Source organism: Marinobacter sp. F3R08 (genome assembly GCF_018860425.1).
Lineage (GTDB): Bacteria > Pseudomonadota > Gammaproteobacteria > Pseudomonadales > Oleiphilaceae > Marinobacter.
In genome coordinates this window covers 905506-923370 of the sequence record NZ_JAHKPI010000014.1, presented here as the reverse complement: position 1 = coordinate 923370, position 17865 = coordinate 905506, and the positions used below count along the sequence as shown (strand labels likewise).

The 17865-nt window shown below is 56.9% G+C and carries 18 protein-coding genes and 1 pseudogene; 18 read left to right on the top strand and 1 reads right to left on the bottom strand.

What is annotated here, in order from left to right; genetic code table 11:
• The first annotated feature begins 65 nt into the window (after window positions 1-65).
• The 13 genes and pseudogenes from KO499_RS07280 to apbC form a co-directional block, all read left to right on the top strand.
• A complete protein-coding gene (locus KO499_RS07280) occupies window positions 66-1280 on the top strand; it encodes a substrate-binding periplasmic protein (protein ID WP_215983031.1) in 1215 nt (404 codons plus the stop codon).
• A 370-nt stretch (window positions 1281-1650) separates the two neighbouring features.
• Window positions 1651-3012, top strand: coding sequence for an ABC transporter substrate-binding protein (locus KO499_RS07275; protein WP_215983030.1), 1362 nt, complete (start codon window positions 1651-1653; stop codon window positions 3010-3012).
• Window positions 3013-3231: 219 nt separating this feature from the next.
• Entirely contained in the window at window positions 3232-4011 is a 780-nt protein-coding gene (locus KO499_RS07270) for an ABC transporter permease (RefSeq protein ID WP_228339844.1), read from the top strand.
• Window positions 4008-4886 (top strand): ABC transporter ATP-binding protein, encoded by an 879-nt coding sequence (locus KO499_RS07265; RefSeq protein WP_215983028.1) that lies wholly within the window; start codon window positions 4008-4010, stop codon window positions 4884-4886. Before KO499_RS07270 ends, KO499_RS07265 begins: the two co-directional genes overlap by 4 nt.
• Window positions 4887-4957: 71 nt before the next feature.
• Window positions 4958-5701, top strand: a complete 744-nt coding sequence (locus KO499_RS07260) for a GntR family transcriptional regulator (protein ID WP_215983027.1) — start codon at window positions 4958-4960, stop codon at window positions 5699-5701.
• A 9-nt stretch (window positions 5702-5710) separates the two neighbouring features.
• Entirely contained in the window at window positions 5711-7444 is a 1734-nt protein-coding gene (locus KO499_RS07255) for a fumarate reductase/succinate dehydrogenase flavoprotein subunit (protein ID WP_215983026.1), read from the top strand.
• Window positions 7445-7486: 42 nt separating this feature from the next.
• On the top strand, window positions 7487-7720 hold the full coding sequence (locus KO499_RS07250; protein ID WP_131479546.1) for a 4Fe-4S dicluster domain-containing protein: 234 nt from the start codon (window positions 7487-7489) through the stop codon (window positions 7718-7720).
• Between the two features lie 8 nt (window positions 7721-7728).
• Window positions 7729-8688, top strand: a complete 960-nt coding sequence (locus tag KO499_RS07245) for a HEAT repeat domain-containing protein (protein ID WP_215983025.1) — start codon at window positions 7729-7731, stop codon at window positions 8686-8688.
• Between the two features lie 68 nt (window positions 8689-8756).
• Window positions 8757-9080, top strand: coding sequence for a ferredoxin FdxA (fdxA, locus tag KO499_RS07240; protein WP_215983024.1), 324 nt, complete (start codon window positions 8757-8759; stop codon window positions 9078-9080).
• A 172-nt stretch (window positions 9081-9252) separates the two neighbouring features.
• Window positions 9253-9564, top strand: a complete 312-nt coding sequence (locus KO499_RS07235) for a DUF971 domain-containing protein (protein WP_215983023.1) — start codon at window positions 9253-9255, stop codon at window positions 9562-9564.
• Window positions 9561-10568: a YeiH family protein gene (locus tag KO499_RS07230; protein WP_215983022.1), complete on the top strand. Its 1008-nt coding sequence runs from the start codon at window positions 9561-9563 to the stop codon at window positions 10566-10568. Before KO499_RS07235 ends, KO499_RS07230 begins: the two co-directional genes overlap by 4 nt.
• Window positions 10569-10604: 36 nt before the next feature.
• Window positions 10605-11381: a ferredoxin--NADP reductase gene (locus tag KO499_RS07225; protein WP_215983021.1), complete on the top strand. Its 777-nt coding sequence runs from the start codon at window positions 10605-10607 to the stop codon at window positions 11379-11381.
• An 89-nt stretch (window positions 11382-11470) separates the two neighbouring features.
• A pseudogene (gene apbC / locus KO499_RS07220) lies at window positions 11471-12283 on the top strand (iron-sulfur cluster carrier protein ApbC); the annotation flags it as partial.
• 16 nt (window positions 12284-12299) lie between these two features.
• On the opposite strand, the gene KO499_RS07215 reads toward apbC, so the two are convergent.
• On the bottom strand, window positions 12300-13988 hold the full coding sequence (locus KO499_RS07215) for an HAD family hydrolase (protein WP_215983019.1): 1689 nt from the start codon (window positions 13986-13988) through the stop codon (window positions 12300-12302).
• Window positions 13989-14114: 126 nt separating this feature from the next.
• On the opposite strand from KO499_RS07215, the gene KO499_RS07210 reads away from it, so the two are divergent.
• The 5 genes from KO499_RS07210 to cadR all read left to right on the top strand — a co-directional run bounded on the left by KO499_RS07210 (window position 14115) and on the right by cadR (window position 17816).
• Window positions 14115-14954 carry a cytochrome c oxidase assembly protein gene (locus KO499_RS07210; protein WP_215983018.1) on the top strand — a complete coding sequence of 280 codons (840 nt, stop codon included), beginning with the start codon at window positions 14115-14117 and terminating at the stop codon, window positions 14952-14954.
• Window positions 14951-15547, top strand: coding sequence for an SCO family protein (locus KO499_RS07205; RefSeq protein WP_215983017.1), 597 nt, complete (start codon window positions 14951-14953; stop codon window positions 15545-15547). The genes KO499_RS07210 and KO499_RS07205 overlap by 4 nt, the downstream gene beginning before the upstream one ends.
• 85 nt (window positions 15548-15632) lie before the next feature.
• Window positions 15633-15779: a DUF2256 domain-containing protein gene (locus tag KO499_RS07200; protein WP_215983016.1), complete on the top strand. Its 147-nt coding sequence runs from the start codon at window positions 15633-15635 to the stop codon at window positions 15777-15779.
• On the top strand, window positions 15776-17311 hold the full coding sequence (locus KO499_RS07195) for an FAD-binding domain-containing protein (protein ID WP_215983015.1): 1536 nt from the start codon (window positions 15776-15778) through the stop codon (window positions 17309-17311). Before KO499_RS07200 ends, KO499_RS07195 begins: the two co-directional genes overlap by 4 nt.
• Before the next feature lie 46 nt (window positions 17312-17357).
• Window positions 17358-17816, top strand: coding sequence for a Cd(II)/Pb(II)-responsive transcriptional regulator (cadR, locus tag KO499_RS07190; protein WP_215983014.1), 459 nt, complete (start codon window positions 17358-17360; stop codon window positions 17814-17816).
• The last annotated feature ends 49 nt before the right edge of the window (window positions 17817-17865 follow it).

Sequence of the window (17865 nt, the reverse complement as noted above, 5' to 3'; positions counted from 1 at the left end):
TTATCATTGTTGACAACATGGACGCAGTCTTCACGATGACTTTTCAATGGGCTGTAGGCCTGACGATGTCAGTGACATCTGCCATCTGTATGGCTCAGGCCCCAACGCTGAACCTCTATACCTTTGAGAATCCGCCCTATCAGGTAGCGGGTGACGAACAAGGTGCAATCAGTCAGATATCCGGCGAAACGGTGAATACCGTGGTATGTGCCGCGAATCTTGCCGGCTGGTCAACCCGGATCCGGGTTACTCCTCAGAACCGCGCCTTGCACGCACTGCAACGCAACCTGATCGACGGGTACTTCGCCATTGATCCATCAACAGAGCTGGACAACGTTGCAAAACGGAGCAACCCCGTGGCCCTGGAAAAGTGGTACTTTTTCTCGGCGGAAGATCCGGCACCCACTGACGACCGGCGCATCGGAGTGGTCGATGGCAGCAATGAGAAAGCCTGGCTTGAAACGCACGACTTCAGGATTTTTCTCAGTGTGTCTTCGCCGCACCAGTTACTGGCCCTGCTTGAAAAAGGACGCATCGATACGGCCCTCATGGATGAGCGGGTAATGACAGGTCTGCGCGCAGCAACCCCATCAACCGCCATAGATCTGGCCCCGGCTTTTGTTCGCTATGCGCCTCTTTATCTGTACCTGAGCGAGACCTTCGCGTCCAACCACCCAAAGTTCCTCCCCACATTCAACCACATGCTGAAGTCCTGCATGGCGGGGCAGATTGCCTTGTCTCCGGAGGAACAACACCGGATAAAAACACTGTCAGGCAGGCTGATCTCGGAGATGAAAAGCGCTCTCGACATTAACCAGATGATTGCTGCGGGCCCGCACCTCGACAGTTTTTCCGATGTCATGACACTCGACAGTATGTGGCAGGCGCTGGCTCCATTCTCCCCAACATCATTGGCCGAACGCATTCTGGATTCACCCGGTTCAAAAGCCCTGCTTGGATGGCAGGTTGCCCAGAAAGGGCTGGTCACCGAGACCATTGTGATGAACAGGATGGGCACATTGGCGGCAATGAGCCAGCTGACGTCTGACTACTGGCAGGGTGATGAAATCAAATTCCAGACCGTTTTGCAGAACTCCCGACGAGGTCTGTCGGGTACAGACGCACTGTATATTTCACCGATTGCCTATGATGCGTCCACATCGCAGTTCCAGATCATGGTCAGCGCCCCGGTCGCACCCTTTGATAATGGCGTCCCCTACGGCGTTATCACGTTCGGACTGAATGCCGAACAGGCCCTGCGGACACCAGACACACTCTGACGTTATGGCCCCACCTCGCAGGGTCAAGAGCTACTGCCACCTATTTTCCAAGGCCCATGAGTCATTGCAGTAAAACCATCTCCAATCGCGACACAAAACTACGACATGGCCAAGCACAACTTGCGCTACTTGTTATAGCGCTCTGAAATCACTTTGCGCCGTCGTGGAACCGCCCAGACGCCTTCGCACCAAACACGGGCGCCGTCTCATCATCCAATTTTCCACCGTTCCCCCGTTTCGATTTTTTTTTACTCCAATAAAAACAAAAGGTTTCAAACCGCTCGCAGCTATCTGGCACAGCAGGTGCAACACCTATAACAGGGATCATGACCTGTTAGTACAAGTGCAACCAAACGGGAAGGATAAAACGATGAGAGAGGCAAAAACCCTTACAACCATAATCCTTTGGGGATCGGTAGTGTTTTCTGCCAGTGCAGTATCCGCAGAGACCATTCGCGTTGGTATCGGCCACCAGAGCATGGTGACCAACACAGTTTCCGGCGGAATTGTACTGGAGAAACTGCACCTGCTGGAGAAGCATCTGCCAACCACTGGCAAGTACGAAGACGTCAACTATGAAATTGTCTACCGGGACTACGATTCAGGACCGCCCATCACTAACCAGATGCTGGCTGGCAAGCTGGATTTCGGAGTGATGGGGGACTACCCCCTTATCGTCAATGGTGCCAAATTCCAGGAAACCGGCAAACAGGAAACCCGATTTATTGCCGTAACTGGCTACAACCTCAGAGGTACCGGTAATGGCATAGTTGTGCCCATCGATTCCGATGCCCAGAGTTTGGCGGACCTGGAGGGAAAGACATTGTCGGTACCCGTAGGTAGCGCCGCATGGGGCATGACCCTAAAAGCACTGAGCGAGGCTGGACTAAGCGACAAGGTTCAGATTGTTAACCAGAGCCCTGCAGTTGGCGCCGCGAATATTCAGGCCGGACGCATCGACGCCCATGCTGATTTCTGCCCCTGGTCAGAAATCATGGAGTTCCGCGCCACTGGCCGCAAGATCTACGACGGCAGCGAGGCAGAAATTCCGACCTTCCACGGCATTGTGGTTCGTGAGAGCTACGCGGAGCAGTACCCCGAGGTAGTGGAGGGCGTGCTGAAGGCCACTCTTGAAGCCCAGAAATGGATCCAGGAAAACCCCATGGAAGCGGCCGTAAAAGTGGCCGAATGGACCGGCGTGGAAAAGGAAGTTCTTTACCTCTACTTCAGTGAGGGGGGCATTACCACAGCCGAAGCCAGCATCAAAGACGAATGGGTCGATGCCATGAAGTACGACCTGGACCTGCTGAAACGGGAAGTGGGCGTGCCGGACCTCGATTTTAACCGTTGGGTGGACGACACGTATCTTCGCGCGGCTTATCAGGCCATGAGCCTGGATTACGACGCCCTGGTCAGTTCTGTGGTGGCCACGCAACCCGACAATCCTGCTTTCAAACCAGCTGAAATCTGGTTCGAGGGCAAGGGCATTGTCACCTATGACTCGATTGCCGAAATGCTCAACGCAATGGAGGCATCCAGTGACACCATCAACGCGACCTACGTGTACGACAAACTCACCGGCCTGAAATTGTTTGGCAAGGCTGCCTACCTAGTGCGCGGAGACGACGGAGAAGTAGTCGCTTTCCTCAAGAAAGTCGACTCGGAGCAGCACATAGCAAATCACGGAGGCACCCCGGTAGTTCCGGGCAATACCCTCGCAATGGCCCACTGATCCTTTGCTACGCAGGCTAGCAACAGCGCCTGCGTAGCATTGGTTCCAGGAGTGAAGACGATGGACAGCAAAAGTAACGCTGCAATCAGGACAGAGCCGGTAGCCGAACCCCCGCTCCAACCTACTGTCGGCCAATCGGCCGCGAGGGAGTCGAAACCGGTATTGCCCACAATGCAGAAGCAGGCAAACAACGAATCACGGCTGCCGGCCCGGGTGTGGATGAAAACCACCGGAGTTCGGTATCTCGTGCGCACGATGGCACTGATCGTAGCAGTGGTGCTCTGGCAACTGGCCTCCACCAAAGGCTTTCATTTTTACATCAACTTCGAAAACATTCCCGCGCCCTCCGTGGTTGGTGCCGCACTGATGTCAGAACTGACGGGACAGGAATTCTATCTTCACATTCTCCATAGCCTTGAACGTGTTGCCATTGCCTATGTTCTGGCCGTTGTTGTTGGTGTGGTTCTAGGTGTGGCCATGGGACGTTCGCGCTGGGCCGAGGACATCATCCTCCCCTACATCGAACTGCTGCGGCCAATTCCCGCTGTAGCCTGGATTCCGCTGGCGATACTGATGTTGCCGACCGAGCAGTCCAGCATCATTTTCATCACGTTTCTGGGAGCGTTGTTCCCGGTAATCCTAAACACGGTTCACGGGGTGGAACAAACCAACAGCGTACTCATCAGGGCAGCACGTAGCCTGGGAGCCAGCAGAACCGCCATTCTCTGGCATGTGATTTTGCCCGGTGCGATGCCATCTATTGTCGCTGGCCTTGCAATCGGTATGGGCGTTGCTTGGTTTTCTTTGCTGGCCGGAGAAATTATCAGCGGCCAGTACGGTATTGGCTACTACACCTGGAATTCCTACACGCTAATCCAGTATCCCCAGATCATCATCGGCATGCTGACAATCGGCGGGCTTGGAACTTTGTGCACACTGCTCGTGCGCCACTCCTGCAGCCCACTACTGAAATGGCAGGCAAAGGGAGGCCGGTCATGAGCGATACCCCTGTCAGTAACAATCGTCTTGCGGTACTTGATCACAGTCGTTTACGCGCTATATCCGGCAAGGCTGATGACGAACGTGGTCGAATCTCAGTGCGGGATGTCGACATTGTATTCGACACTGTCAGCGGCCCACACGTCGCAGTCCAGAACGCCAACCTCACGATTCGCCCAGGTGAATTTGTTTGCCTGCTAGGCCCATCGGGTTGTGGTAAGTCGACACTAATGAATGCCATTGCTGGCTTTGTAGCGCCAAAAACTGGTGACGTCCAAGTGGATGGCAATACTGTGACTGAGCCCGGACCAGACCGAGGCATGGTATTTCAGCAACACTCACTGTTTCCATGGAAAACGGTTCAGGAAAACGTCGCTTTTGGGCCTCTCATGGCTGGCGTTGGAAACGATGAAGCCAACAGCATCGCTCGAACTTTCCTTTCACTGGTTGGGCTGGCCGCCTTTGCAAATGCCTACCCAAACACCCTGTCCGGCGGGATGCAGCAACGTGTCGGTATCGCCCGCGCACTTGCCAACTATCCCAGCGTTCTGCTGATGGACGAACCGTTCGGGGCCCTTGATGCCCAAACCCGGATCATGATGCAGGAGAACCTGCTGGACATCTGGAGCGAGTTCCATAACACCGTAGTCTTCGTCACCCACGACATCGACGAAGCGGTGTTCCTTTCCGACAGGATCGTCGTAATGAGTGCCAGCCCTGGCCAGATCATTGCCGACATTGACGTAAAACTGCCCCGGCCACGGGAGCAGTCGCTGCTGACAAGTGCCGACTTCATGGCTCTGAAACGCCAGTGTCTGGACCTGATTCGCAAGGAAACACTCAATGCTTTCGAGCAGCAGAACAGAGCGGGGTGAACCATGTATCAGTCCAGTTTCCGTTTACCCAAACTCGCCATAACTTGTCATAACAAGGAGGGGAGTATGCCATGCCCGATGTAACCCAACTAATCGCAGGGCACTCGCCATTGCCACTGTATGTTCAGATTCGAGATAGCCTGCGCCGACAGATTCTTGATGGCCATTACGAGGTTCATGAGCGTTTGCCTTCGGAAAACGAAATGATGAACAGCTTTGGTGTCAGCCGAATCACTATTAGGCAGGCCCTAAGAGATCTACACAACGAAGGGTTGGTGTTCAGCGCTCAAGGCAAGGGTACCTTTGTCAGCAAACCCAAGGCGGTCCAGAACGTGCAGCGGCTAGAAGGTTTTGGCGAAGCCATGGCAGCCCAAGGCTACGAGGCGTCTGCTCGTGTGATCAGCATTCAGCAGATGAAAGCCCCCAAAGCCGTCGCCGCCTCGCTTGACCTGCAACCCGGAGACGAAGCTGTCGAGGTGAAGCGGGTGAGATACCTCAACCGATCACCCGTATGCATCGAAAACAGCTACTTCCCCATGGATGTTGGCCGCCAGATGTTCAGTCTGGACCTATCCGGCGACATCTTTCCCATGCTGGAAAACCTGTTCGGCATCTCGCTGGGCGGCGCGGACATAAGCCTGGACTCCATCCTGGCGGACGACGAAGCCCAGCAATACCTCAACCTTAAAGCCGGCGAACCCATCCTTCGTGTCGAGCGACTGACCCACAACCGGGATGGCCGGCCCATCGATTTCGAATACCTCTGCTATCGCGGCGATTCATTCAAATATCAATTCCGGATTGACCGGAAATAGGAGCGCATCATGCAAATCAATGACATTCCTGTTATCGAAACCGACGTTCTGGTGATCGGAGGCGGCACCGCAGGTCCCATGGCCGCCGTGACCGCAAAGGAACAGGATCCCAGCTTAAACGTCATGCTGCTAGAGAAGGCCAATGTCAAACGTTCCGGAGCCATCTCCATGGGCATGGATGGCCTGAACAACGCCGTTGTTCCGGGCCACGCCACTCCCGAGCAGTACGTCAAGGAAATCACCATCGCCAACGACGGCATTGTCCACCAGCCTGCACTGATGGCCTATGCAACTCGCTCATTCCCGATGATCGAGAAACTGGATAGCTGGGGCGTACATTTCCAGAAAGACGAAACCGGTGACTACGATATGAAAAAGGTCCACCACCTGGGAACCTACGTGCTGCCCATGCCGGAGGGCCACAATGTCAAAAAGATCCTTTATCGTCGTCTGCGTCGTAACCGGGTGCAGATCGAGAACCGCTTTACTGCCACGCGCCTGTTGAAAGATCCGGACGGCAAGATCGCTGGCATGATCGGCGTGAACACCCGCACAGCGGAACCCATCATCATCCGCGCCAAAGCCGTGATCATGGCCACCGGTGCCGCCGGTCGCCTGGGCCTACCCACATCAGGCTACTTGTTCGGCACCTATGAAAACCCGGCCAACAACGGTGACGGCCATGCTATGGCCTACCACGCCGGGGCTGACCTGGCGAACCTGGAATGTTTCCAGGTGAACCCGCTGCTGAAGGACTATAACGGACCGGCCTGTGCATACGTGACCGGCCCTCTTGGTGGTTTCACAGCAAACGCCTTTGGGGAACGATTCATTGAGTGTGACTATTGGTCCGGACAGATGATGCTGGAGTTCTTCAAGGAACTGGAATCCGGCACCGGACCGGTGTTCCTTAAGTTGGATCATTTGGCGGAAGAAACAATCCAGGAAATCGAGACTGTCCTGCACACCAACGAGCGTCCCACCCGGGGTCGCTTCCACGAAGGCCGCGACGTGAACTACCGCCAGCGCATGGTGGAAATGCACATTTCTGAAGTGGGCTTCTGCTCCGGCCACTCGGCTTCCGGCGTGTGGACGGATGAAACCGGCGCCACCACCGTACCCGGACTCTACTGCGCCGGCGACATGGCCAGTGTGGCCCACAACTATATGCTAGGCGCATTCGTGTATGGCCAGATCTGCGGTGAGAGCGCGGTTGAATTCGTGAAATCGCGAAGCGAGCCCAAACTCGACGAGGACTTCATCACCCGCGAACTAGAACGTATTCAGGCGCCGATGAAACGAGTAGACGGCATCCCCCCGGAGCAGATGGAGTACAAAGTACGGCGCCTGGTGAACGATTACCTACAGCCCCCCAAAGTCACCAAGAAGATGGAAATTGGCCTGGAGCGGATTCTGGCGGTTCGCGAGGACGTACCCAATCTCTGCGCCCGGGACCCCCACGAACTACTGAGAGCCATGGAAGTCCAGTCCATCATCGACTGCGCCGAAATGGCGGCCCGCGCCTCTCTCTACCGCACAGAATCCCGCTGGGGGCTCTATCACTACCGTGTGGACTTCCCGGATCAAGACGACAGCGAATGGTTTTACCACAGCCGACTATTCAAGGATGACAGCGGACAGATGGCCAGTGGCAAGCGGCCGATTGCGGATTACCTGGTACCTCTTGGTGAGGAAAAAGACGCCTACCGCAAGATGCGGGTCCAAAAAGCCGCCAACGGCTGATATCTCCGAAAACACATTCCATGATGAGAGAGGAACACTAACATGCCTATCGCCAATCACCACTCAAGCGTTCCCGTTATTGTCGACGAGGACAAGTGCATTGCAGACAAGGGCTGCACCGTGTGCATCGACGTATGCCCACTGGATGTGCTCTGGATTAACGAAGACACCGGCAAGGCCCACATGAAATACGACGAATGCTGGTATTGCATGCCGTGTGAGGCGGACTGCCCCACAGACGCCGTCACCGTAAACATTCCCTACCTGCTGCGCTGAGGTAAGCCATGAAAACGTACGACGACCCCGAACTACAGGCTATTGCCGTAAAACTCACCTCCGACGATCCCGGCATTCGTCGGGTGGCAGTCATGGACCTGGTGGATTCAGGTGAGCCGGAAGCCGTGGAATTGGTTATCCACGCTCTGAAAGACCCAGACACCAATGTGCGCCAGGAAGCCGCCAAGGTAGTGGATGAATTCGAGGCGGCAGACATGGCCGATGCTCTGATTGCCGCACTTGGTGACAGCGATGAAGTGGTGCGTAATAGCGCCGCCCATGCACTGGCCGACCTGAAGGATCCGGCAGCTGCTGATCCTTTACTGGAAGCCCTGGAGACCAGCACCGACGGATTTGTCGTGTCTGGAATCCTTCGTGCGCTCAAGCCTCTTCGTAATCCCGGTGCCCAACGCCCAGCCCTGAAGCGGCTCGGCGATGAAGATCCACGCGTACGGCGCGAGGCGGTAGCCGTTATTGGCTGGTTGAAACAGCCGGAAAACCTCCCGGCCTTGGTAGAAACAGCTCAGCACGACAAAGACCCGGAGGTACGTCGTGCTGCCACTGGTGCTCTGGTGTATGCCAACCCGCAGCAAGTTGGCCAGGCCCTGATTGGCCAGTTGAAAGACGAGCATTGGCAGGTCCGCTGCGAGGCTGCCAACAGTATCGGAAAGCTGGACCATCAGGCGGCCGCTTCCGCCCTGATGGAGGCTACCAAAGATGAGCTCTGGCAGGTTCGCGAAAAAGCAGTGGATGCGCTCGGCAGGCTTGGCGCGATCGAGTCCATTCCGGTACTGGGCGAATGCTCGAAAGACGCCATGAGCAATCTGCGCAAGGCGGCTATCGGTGCTCTCGGCGCTATTGCACATAGTGATGGCAGGCCCTACGTAGTAACCGCTCTGGATGACCCCGATCCAGATGTACGCAAACTGGCCCGCTGGGCCATCTCAAAACTGGACGCCGCGGCCTGAGCTATCCGGCCGGCCTGTTAAATACCAGGCTGGCCCGGCAACTACCTACAACCCGAGAGGAGACTGTCATGACTTTTGTTGTCACCGAGAACTGCATCCGTTGCAAATACACAGACTGCGTCGATGTGTGCCCCACAGACTGCTTCCATGAGGGCCCCAACTTTCTGGTAATCAATCCCGAAACCTGTATCGACTGCAGCCTGTGCGTCACCGAGTGCCCAGCTGATGCCATTTTCGATGAAAACGACCTGCCGGAGGGTCAGCGGCATTTCATTCAATTGAATGCCGATCTGTCGCAGGTCTGGCCGGTCATTGACTCCACGTCTGCCCCCCTTCCGGAAGCCGAAAAATGGGTTGACCGCCCCGACAAAATGCAATTTCTGGAGCGCTAGATCATGCCTCAACTTGTCATAACGAGTTGCTTCCGAACAGTTTCGCTAGTGCTCGTGGTCTTGTCCGCCGCCATTTTAGGCAGCACCCGGCCGATGGAGCTACCGGATCTACATGTACCGATGTCAGAGACGCCGGAACTGGTCATCCCATCTTTTCCGAAAGGAGATAATTGTGGCTCGACAAACTCTGATTGAACCCCCAAAAGAGGTTCGCCTAAAACGTAAGCTCAACGAGTTGGAACTGAGCTGGCCCGATGGACTGACCTCGCGTTTGAGCTGCCTGATCCTTCGGAAATCCTGCGCCTGTTCCCATTGCATGCAAGCGAAACGTTCGGGCCGGCTCAGCCTGATTGACGCCGACATCCGCGTTGAACGGGTGGAGCTTTCGGGCGTCAGCGGCCTGCAGCTTTTCTTCAGTGACGGCCACTATCGTGGTTTATACCCTTGGGCGTTCCTCCGTGAGCTGAGCGAGCAAGTGTCATGAATCATACCCTCCGCGCCCTGGATACCCACTGGTGGGCACCGGCACGGCTACGCTATCCCGGAGTGGCGCTGTGCGTGGTTCTGGCCCTAGCAGGCAGTTTCCTGGCAAACCACTACGGTGCGCCCGCGCTGGTTCTGGTACTTCTTCTGGGGTTTGGTTTCGCCAGCCAGGCAGCTGATACCCGCCTACGACCCGGTGTAGAGTTCTGCAGCCGCCAAGTCCTGCGCGTTGGCATTGCCCTTCTCGGAGCGCGAATAGGGGTGGAGCAGTTAATGACCGTCGGCAACCTGCCGTTGCTGATGGTCCTCACCTGCACGCCCATCATCATCGGCTCTGGGCTTTTGTTCGGGCATTGGCTGGGCCTGCCCCGAATGCAAAGCCTGGTGGCCGGCGTGGCAGTAGCAATCTGCGGAGTATCTGCTGCTGTCGCCGTTGCAGCCGTTATTCCCCAAGGCAAGCTAGAAGACCGGCGACTGCTGGGTGTTGTGGTGGGCGTCACTGCCCTCGGCACACTCAGCATGTTGGTGCTACCGCCCCTGTTCGGTTTGCTGGGCTATAGCGATCCGCAAACGGGCATGCTTTTGGGCGCAAGTATTCACGACGTGGCTCAGGCCGCTGGCGCCGGTTACCTGGTGTCCGATACCGCTGGCGACATTGCCACCCTCACAAAACTGTTGCGGGTTGCTCTGTTGGCCCCCCTGCTTCTATTGCTGGGTGCACTACTGAACAGAAACAACACCGGAAAAGCGGAGCATCCCTGGTTTTTGCTCGGCTTTGTCACCCTGTTTGGCATGAACAGCCTGGGTTGGCTACCGAACGACATTCGGCAAGCCCTGGCCAGCACTTCCTTGGCCTGCCTGATGGTAACCATGGCTGCCCTGGGCATGCGTACCAGCCTGTCCGCCCTGATCGCCCAAGGCTGGAAACCCTTTGCCCTGCTCGCGGTACTCAGCGGTCTGCTCCTCATCTCGGCCATGACATCCATGGCCATTTACTCACCCTGACATTCACTAAAATTAGCCTATTCGGAGGAATACCCTATGGCTGCACTCGGAACCGAAAACGTAATCAGCGTCCATCACTGGAACGACACTCTGTTCAGTTTCCGGACCACCCGTGACAAAAGTCTGCGCTTTGAAAATGGCCACTTTGTGATGATCGGCCTGCCAGTGGATGGCAAACCGCTGCTCCGCGCCTACAGCATCGTCAGCGCAAACCATGAGGAATACCTGGAATTTCTCAGCATCAAGGTGCAGGATGGCCCTTTGACTTCCCGCCTGCAGCATATTCAAGAGGGCGACTCGCTGTTTGTCAGTCGCAAGCCAGTGGGCACACTGGTGATGCACGACCTGAATCCCGGCAAGAACCTCTACCTTTTTGGCACCGGCACTGGTCTAGCCCCGTTTATGAGCATCATTCGCGATCCAGACACTTATGATCGCTTTGAGAAAGTGGTGCTGGTGCATTGCGTGCGCGAAGTGAGCGAACTGGCCTATCACGACTACCTGACCAGCGAATTACCCGGCCACGAATTCCTGGCAGAGATCATTGGTGACAAGCTGATTTATTACCCCACCGTTACCCGGGAACCATTTCGTAACCAGGGCCGAATCACCACCCTGATTGAGTCCGGCCAACTAGCCAACGACATCGGTCTTCCGCAACTAAACGCCGAATCAGACCGGGTGATGCTCTGCGGTAGCCCCGCACTGTTGAAGGACTTGTCCGTCATGCTGGACAGCCTTGGCTTCAAAGCTTCACCACAGCAGGGCGAGCCCGGCGACTACGTTATTGAACGTGCGTTTGTGGAACAATAATCGGAGATATCATCATGTCCAGCCCAGTGTCCTACCTTCCTGCACACCAACAGAAGCGCCAACTCCCGGAACAGAAAGCGGTTCCGGGTGTGAAACACCTGATCGCTGTCGCTTCCGGCAAGGGCGGCGTCGGTAAATCAACCACCACGACCAACCTGGCCCTGGCCCTCGCCAGCCAGGGAGCCCGCGTAGGTGTGCTTGATGCCGACCTGTACGGCCCCAGCCAGCCCCGTATGCTTGGGCTCAAAGGCATGCCCGAAAGCCCGGATGGGAAATTTCTCGAACCCATGATCGGCCATGGTATCCAGACCATGTCTATCGGCTTTCTAGTGGATGACGAGTCCCCCATTATCTGGCGTGGCCCGATGATCACCCAGGCACTAACCCGCCTGGTGTATGAAACGCGATGGGACAACTTGGATTACCTGATTGTGGATATGCCTCCAGGTACCGGGGACATCCACCTGACCATGGCCCAGCGAATGCCTGTTTCCGGTGCGGTCATTGTAACCACACCCCAGGATATCGCCCTACTGGATGCCCGCAAGGGATTGAGAATGTTCGAGAAAGTTAATATTCCGGTACTGGGCATCATTGAGAACATGAGCACCCATGTCTGTTCCGAATGTGGCCATGAAGAGCCCATTTTCGGGGAAGGCGGTGCCAGAAAAATGGCACAAGAAGCCGGAACCGAGCTTCTCGGCGCGTTGCCTCTGGATATCCGCATACGCACCGGATCAGATTCGGGCCAGCCCGTTATGACCAGCGAGCCAGATGGCGCATTGGCAGTCACTTACGGGCTGATTGCAGAACGGATCCGCCAGGAGATCGAAGCACTCTCCTGCTCCAGGCAGGGCAGCGAGAATACCGGACCAGATGTACCCAGAATCGTGATGGAATGAATCGTCGGCCGCCTACTCAGGGCGGCCCCACCTCGCAGGCCAGCACCAGGGCCCAGAATTCCGAGAAATCGTTGACCACCACATCCGGCTTGTCCGGGTGCTTGTGGGTGCCGGGGAAAATCCGGTTCAGCCAGGGCAGGTCCCACTGCGCTCCGTTGAAAAACACCGATGTCATGCCTGCCCGCTTGGCCGCGATAACGTCTGTGGTGCTGTCGCCGACATACCAGACACTCGGGTCGGGCGGGTAATCCAGTTTCTGAACCGCCAGCAATAGCTGATCCGGATGCGGCTTGCGCAGGGGCGTGTCGTCCCCACAGACATCAACATCGAACAGATGAGTCCAGCCAGTGTTTTCCACGGCAGCCAGTTCGTGTTCGAAAAACTCACGATCCCGGTTGGTAATCACTCCCACCTGGATATCCAGCCGCCTCAATCCCTCCAGCACTGCCCGCACCTTTGGTTCAAACGGCTTCACCGTGCCATAGTGCTTTCGGTAATGATAATTGAAGGCCTGATGGGCAATCTGCTTGGCGTCCTGATCTTCACCGAACAGCACTTCAAAAATATCGGTCCGGGAAATCTTCCGGTCCGCCTTCACCTTCGGATGCAGCCTGGCAAACTCACGCACGTAGGCAACCAGTTTGACGTCCTCCGGCGTCTTACTGTCCTCCGGAGCAACCATACGGTCCATCAATTGCAGCTTGTGAAACTCCGGCAACATGTCGTCCACCGCGTGGTACATGGCGTCCAGGGTATCCACCAGGGTGGCGTGCCAATCGAACAGGATTACGGCAGGGCGAATGAGTTTGACCACTGCCGGGTGCCAGTCGGGTTCGATGCGCGGCTCCGGAGGCCGGGGCTTCGGGAAGGGCTGGGGACGGACCTCGGCGGGCGACCGTTCGAACGCTTCCGGCTCATTCCGCTCAAGCAGAGCGAGCAGATCAATAAGGTCTTCAAAACTGTCCAGAATGGCAGCAGGCGCATCCCGGTGGGAGAACCAACTGTCGATCCGGCTGGATTCCCAGCAAGCCCCGTTATAGAACACCCCGGACACACCCGCCTTGTTGGCGGTGAGCATATCAATGTAACTGTCGCCCACATACCAGGCGCGCTCATCAGCCGGCAATCCGACCTGTTTCAGAGCCTTGAGAATAACCTCCGGATCAGGTTTGTACTCGGTTACATCATCGGCACACACCGTGGCGTCAAACAAATGCTGCCAGCGGCCTCCATCTACCGTGCGCAACTCAAGGTCCAGAAATTCCCGGTTCCGGTTGGTGGATACCGCCAGCCGGATGCCCATGGCTTTCAGCGCCGAGAGATACTCATAGGCACCGGGCTGAAAAGGTTTCACCTGACCGAAGTAGCGTCGGTAGGCTTCGTTATAGGCCTTGTGAGCAATCAACCGGGCGTCTTTGTCATCACCGAAGATGGCGTTAAAAATATCGGTTCTCGAAACCCGGCGTTCCGCCAGTATGCGCGGATGCAGGCGCCGGAAAATCCGGATATAGCGTACCAGCCGGGCATCATCGGCGGTTCGGCATTTATCCTCCGGCAGCAGCCGCTCCACCAGCCCCAGTTCCTCCAGCTGAGGCAGCATATCTTCCATGGCACTGAACATGGCATCGTGGGTGTCTACCAGGGTGCCGTGCCAGTCGAAGATAAGTACTGACGGCGCTGAAATGGAATCACTGAATCGGGCCATGTCCTGCCTCCAATTACACAAACCTCACACCGGCCTTGAAATCCGCCGCCGGGCCGGCAAAACTCGGCGGTACTGACAAGAAAGATAAACCCGGTTTCCGTTGCGTGCACGTTAAGAGTCCTGTCCATGCAAGTAATGAGCAATTTGCTGCCCTATGATTTTTCCCCCCTGACGCTGCTCAGTTATATGCTGGTCCTCGGGTTATACGGTGTCGCCTTGCTGAAAATGCCGGGACACGACCGGCCAGGTCCGGGACGGATCGTTACGTTCACGCTCGGGGTCATGCTCTGCTACGCGGTGATGCAAACCCGGTTCGACTACTATTCCCAGTACATGTTTTTTGTCCACCGGGGGCAGCACCTGATCCTGCATCATCTGGGCCCCTTTCTGATTGCGCTGTCCAATCCTCTGCCCGTGATGCGGTTCTGGTACCAGAGGATTTCCCCATCGGTGCATTACTGGCTGCAGCCATTGGGCTGGATTTACCGGCTGCTGCAGCAACCGGTGATCGCCTCAGTTCTGTTCGTAGGGCTGATCTATTTCTGGCTCTGGCCACCTATCCACTTTGACGCCATGCTAAGCCGGCAGCTGTACTGGGTCATGAACTGGAGCATGCTACTGGATGGTGTGCTGTTCTGGTGGCTGATCTTCGATCCCCGCGCCCCGGCAATGACCAATGCACTGGGATACGGCAAGCGCATCCTCCTCCTGGCCCTGGTGGCCATCCCCCAGATGATTCTGGGTGCCTGGATCGTGTTTTCCCGGGGCATGGTCTACGACGTTTACGAAGTCTGTGGCCGGGCCTGGCCCATGCCACCGGAAACCGACCAGTTGCTGGGTGGGCTGCTGACCTGGATCCCCCCGGCCATGATGAGCATCCTCGGTATTCTGATTGTGCTTCGCCGGGCCATGCATGAAGACGGCAAATACCCCCAAAGCCATTCGCTGGCAGGAGGAAACCCATGACCAGAACGATGCCACTATGGCCTGCTCTCCTTATTCTGATACTGGCCGGCTGCTCCGACAGCAACGACAACTGGCACGGCAAAGACATCGCAGGCCTGATGCCGGATCTCGAGTTCCGGCTCAATGGCACCGATGACGGCACGGTCACGCCCGACGACTCAAAGGGCAACATCCGCCTGTTGTACTTCGGTTTCACGTCCTGCCCCGATGTCTGCCCAACAACCCTGAGCGATCTCCGACGATCCATTCACCAGATGCCGGAGGAGTACCAGGACGATGTCATCACCCTGTTCGTGAGTGTCGATCCTCGGCGGGATACACCGGAACGCCTGGCCAGCTACGTGAACTTTTTCGGTGACAGAATCCTTGGCCTGACCGCTGAAGAACCCATGCTCCGGAAACTCACCAAGCGCTACCGGACCACCTTCGGCTACGAAGAGCCTGACGCCAGCGGCAATTACAATGTCTCTCACAGCAGCGCCGTGTATGTCTTTGATCGCGAGGGCAACGCGCGGCTGCTGCTGCGGCCCGGCCTGTCGCCCGAACAGATCAGCGAGGATCTGGCTCAGCTGGCCCGGGAGTCCAGCTCCTAGACTGAGCCTTGTCACCGGACCTCAGATTTGATCCCGGCCTGCAGCGCAAACGTAGAAAGCCGTACACCCTGACAGGAAGACGCTGGTGCCACATAAGAAGCTGAACCTCCCTGAAAAAGTTTGCCCGGTCTGCCAGCGGGCATTTGCCTGGCGCAAGAAGTGGGCGAAAGACTGGGACAATGTCCGTTATTGCAGTGAACGCTGCCGGCGCGAGAGAAACTCGCAGTCATGACAACCGTGGTCTGGTTCAAACGCGACCTGCGCACAAGGGATCATGCGCCACTGGCGGCTGCGGCCAGCCTGGGCGAACCCGTCATCCCGCTGTACGTTATCGAAGAGGATTACTGGCAATTACCGGACACCAGCGGTCGCCAATGGGGGTTTATCAGGGCCTCGCTGGAGGATCTGGACCGGCAGTTGCGAAAGGCCGGCAGCGGCCTTCTGGTGATGAGAGGCTCGATGACAGGTGCCTTGAAGCAGCTTCAGGCCAGTCATGGCGTCACCCGCCTGTTCTGTCATCAGGAAACCGGGGGACAGTGGACGTTCGATCGTGACAAGGCGGTTGTTGGCTGGTGCGCAGAGAACCAGGTGGAATTCCGGGAATGGAGTCAGTTTGGTGTGGTTCGCCGGCTAAAAAACCGGAATGTCTGGGACAAGGCCTGGACTGAGCTGATGCGCCAGCCTCTGCTGGAGGCCCCGGGAGTGATCCCGAAGGCCTGCGGACCCCAGAGTGGCGTTGGTGGTTATGGCAGTCCGGCCTTCGTATTTCCAGACAACTGCCCGGATCGCCAGACCGGAGGCAGCGCCAGGGGTGAAAAACTGCTCGCTTCGTTCCTGGAGCGCCGCTGCGTGGGCTACCAATACAACATTTCCAGCCCGAACACTGCCCCGCGGGCCTGTTCACGGCTCAGTCCGCATATTGCCTACGGTACCGTCAGCCTCCGGGATATCTATCAGCAGGCCAAAACCACCGGCAACCATCGTAATACCCTGCCCCGCAAAAAGAAGAGCCTGACCAGTTTCCGCTCCCGGCTGCACTGGCACTGCCATTTCATCCAGAAACTGGAGGACGAACCGGCGCTGGAATTCCGGGCCATGCATCGGGAAATGGAGGCACTTAAAACCGGCCCTGATGATACCGAACGCCTTCAACGCTGGCAGGAAGGCCAGACCGGCTGGCCCCTGGTGGACGCCAGCATGCGAGCCCTCAAGCACAGCGGTTGGATCAACTTCCGGATGCGGGCCATGCTGATGGCCATCGCCAGTTACCAGCTGTGGTTGCACTGGCGCGATCCTGCCCTGCATCTTGCCCGGCTATTTACCGACTTCGAGCCAGGCATTCATTACTCCCAGACCCAGATGCAGTCCGGCCTGACCGGCATCAATGCCCTGCGGATCTACAACCCGGTGCTGCAGAGCCAGAAGCTGGACCCCGAAGGCGAGTTCATCCGGCGCTGGCTACCAGAACTTGCCGGCGTGCCGGGCGACATGATCCACACACCCTGGTTAATGACGCCGACCCAGAAGGAACGTTACGGCGGCAATACCTACGCCTCACCGGTGTGTGATCATGAGCAGGCGGCACGGCTGGCCCGCAAGGCAGTTGGCGATTTTCGCAAGCAGCATGTCAGCCAAAGGGAGACAGACCGGGTACTGCAACGCCATGGCAGCCGGAAGGGACCGGTGCAGAAGGGGCCGAAAGCAGCAGGACAACGTGAATCACGTGATGACACTGGAAACTCTCAGCTGTCCTTGTTCGAGTGATAAGCTCTGCAGATGGCAATTCGCAATCAGGTTCCGGGGGCGTAATGTGAAAATCGGTGAACTTGCAAAAACAACGGCCATTCCCGTTGAAACCATCCGCTATTACGAGAAAATTGGCTTGTTGCCTGAACCGCAACGGGACCACAGCGGATACCGTTTTTATCTCAACGCTCACCTTGACCGTCTGCGCTTTATCAAACGCTGCCGCAGCCTCGATATGGCACAGGATGAGATTCGTGAGCTGATCCGGCTGGCCGAGAAACCAGAGGCGGACTGCCGTGACGTGAATGCCCTGCTGGCCCGCCATCTCGTTCATGTCCGCGAACGGCTGCAGGAACTGGCCAGCCTGGAACAGACCCTGGTCAGACTGCAAAAAGCCTGCGCTGACGGTGGAAGTGTGCGCGAATGCGGCATTCTGGACGGGCTGAGCTCAGAACTCGAGTCACTGGCAACCGAACATCCTCACAATCATGTACCCGGCACTCATGGTGCGGGTCAGAACTGATCAGTCTGAAAACGACGAGCAACAGCTCTTGACCCTGTAGCTACTACAG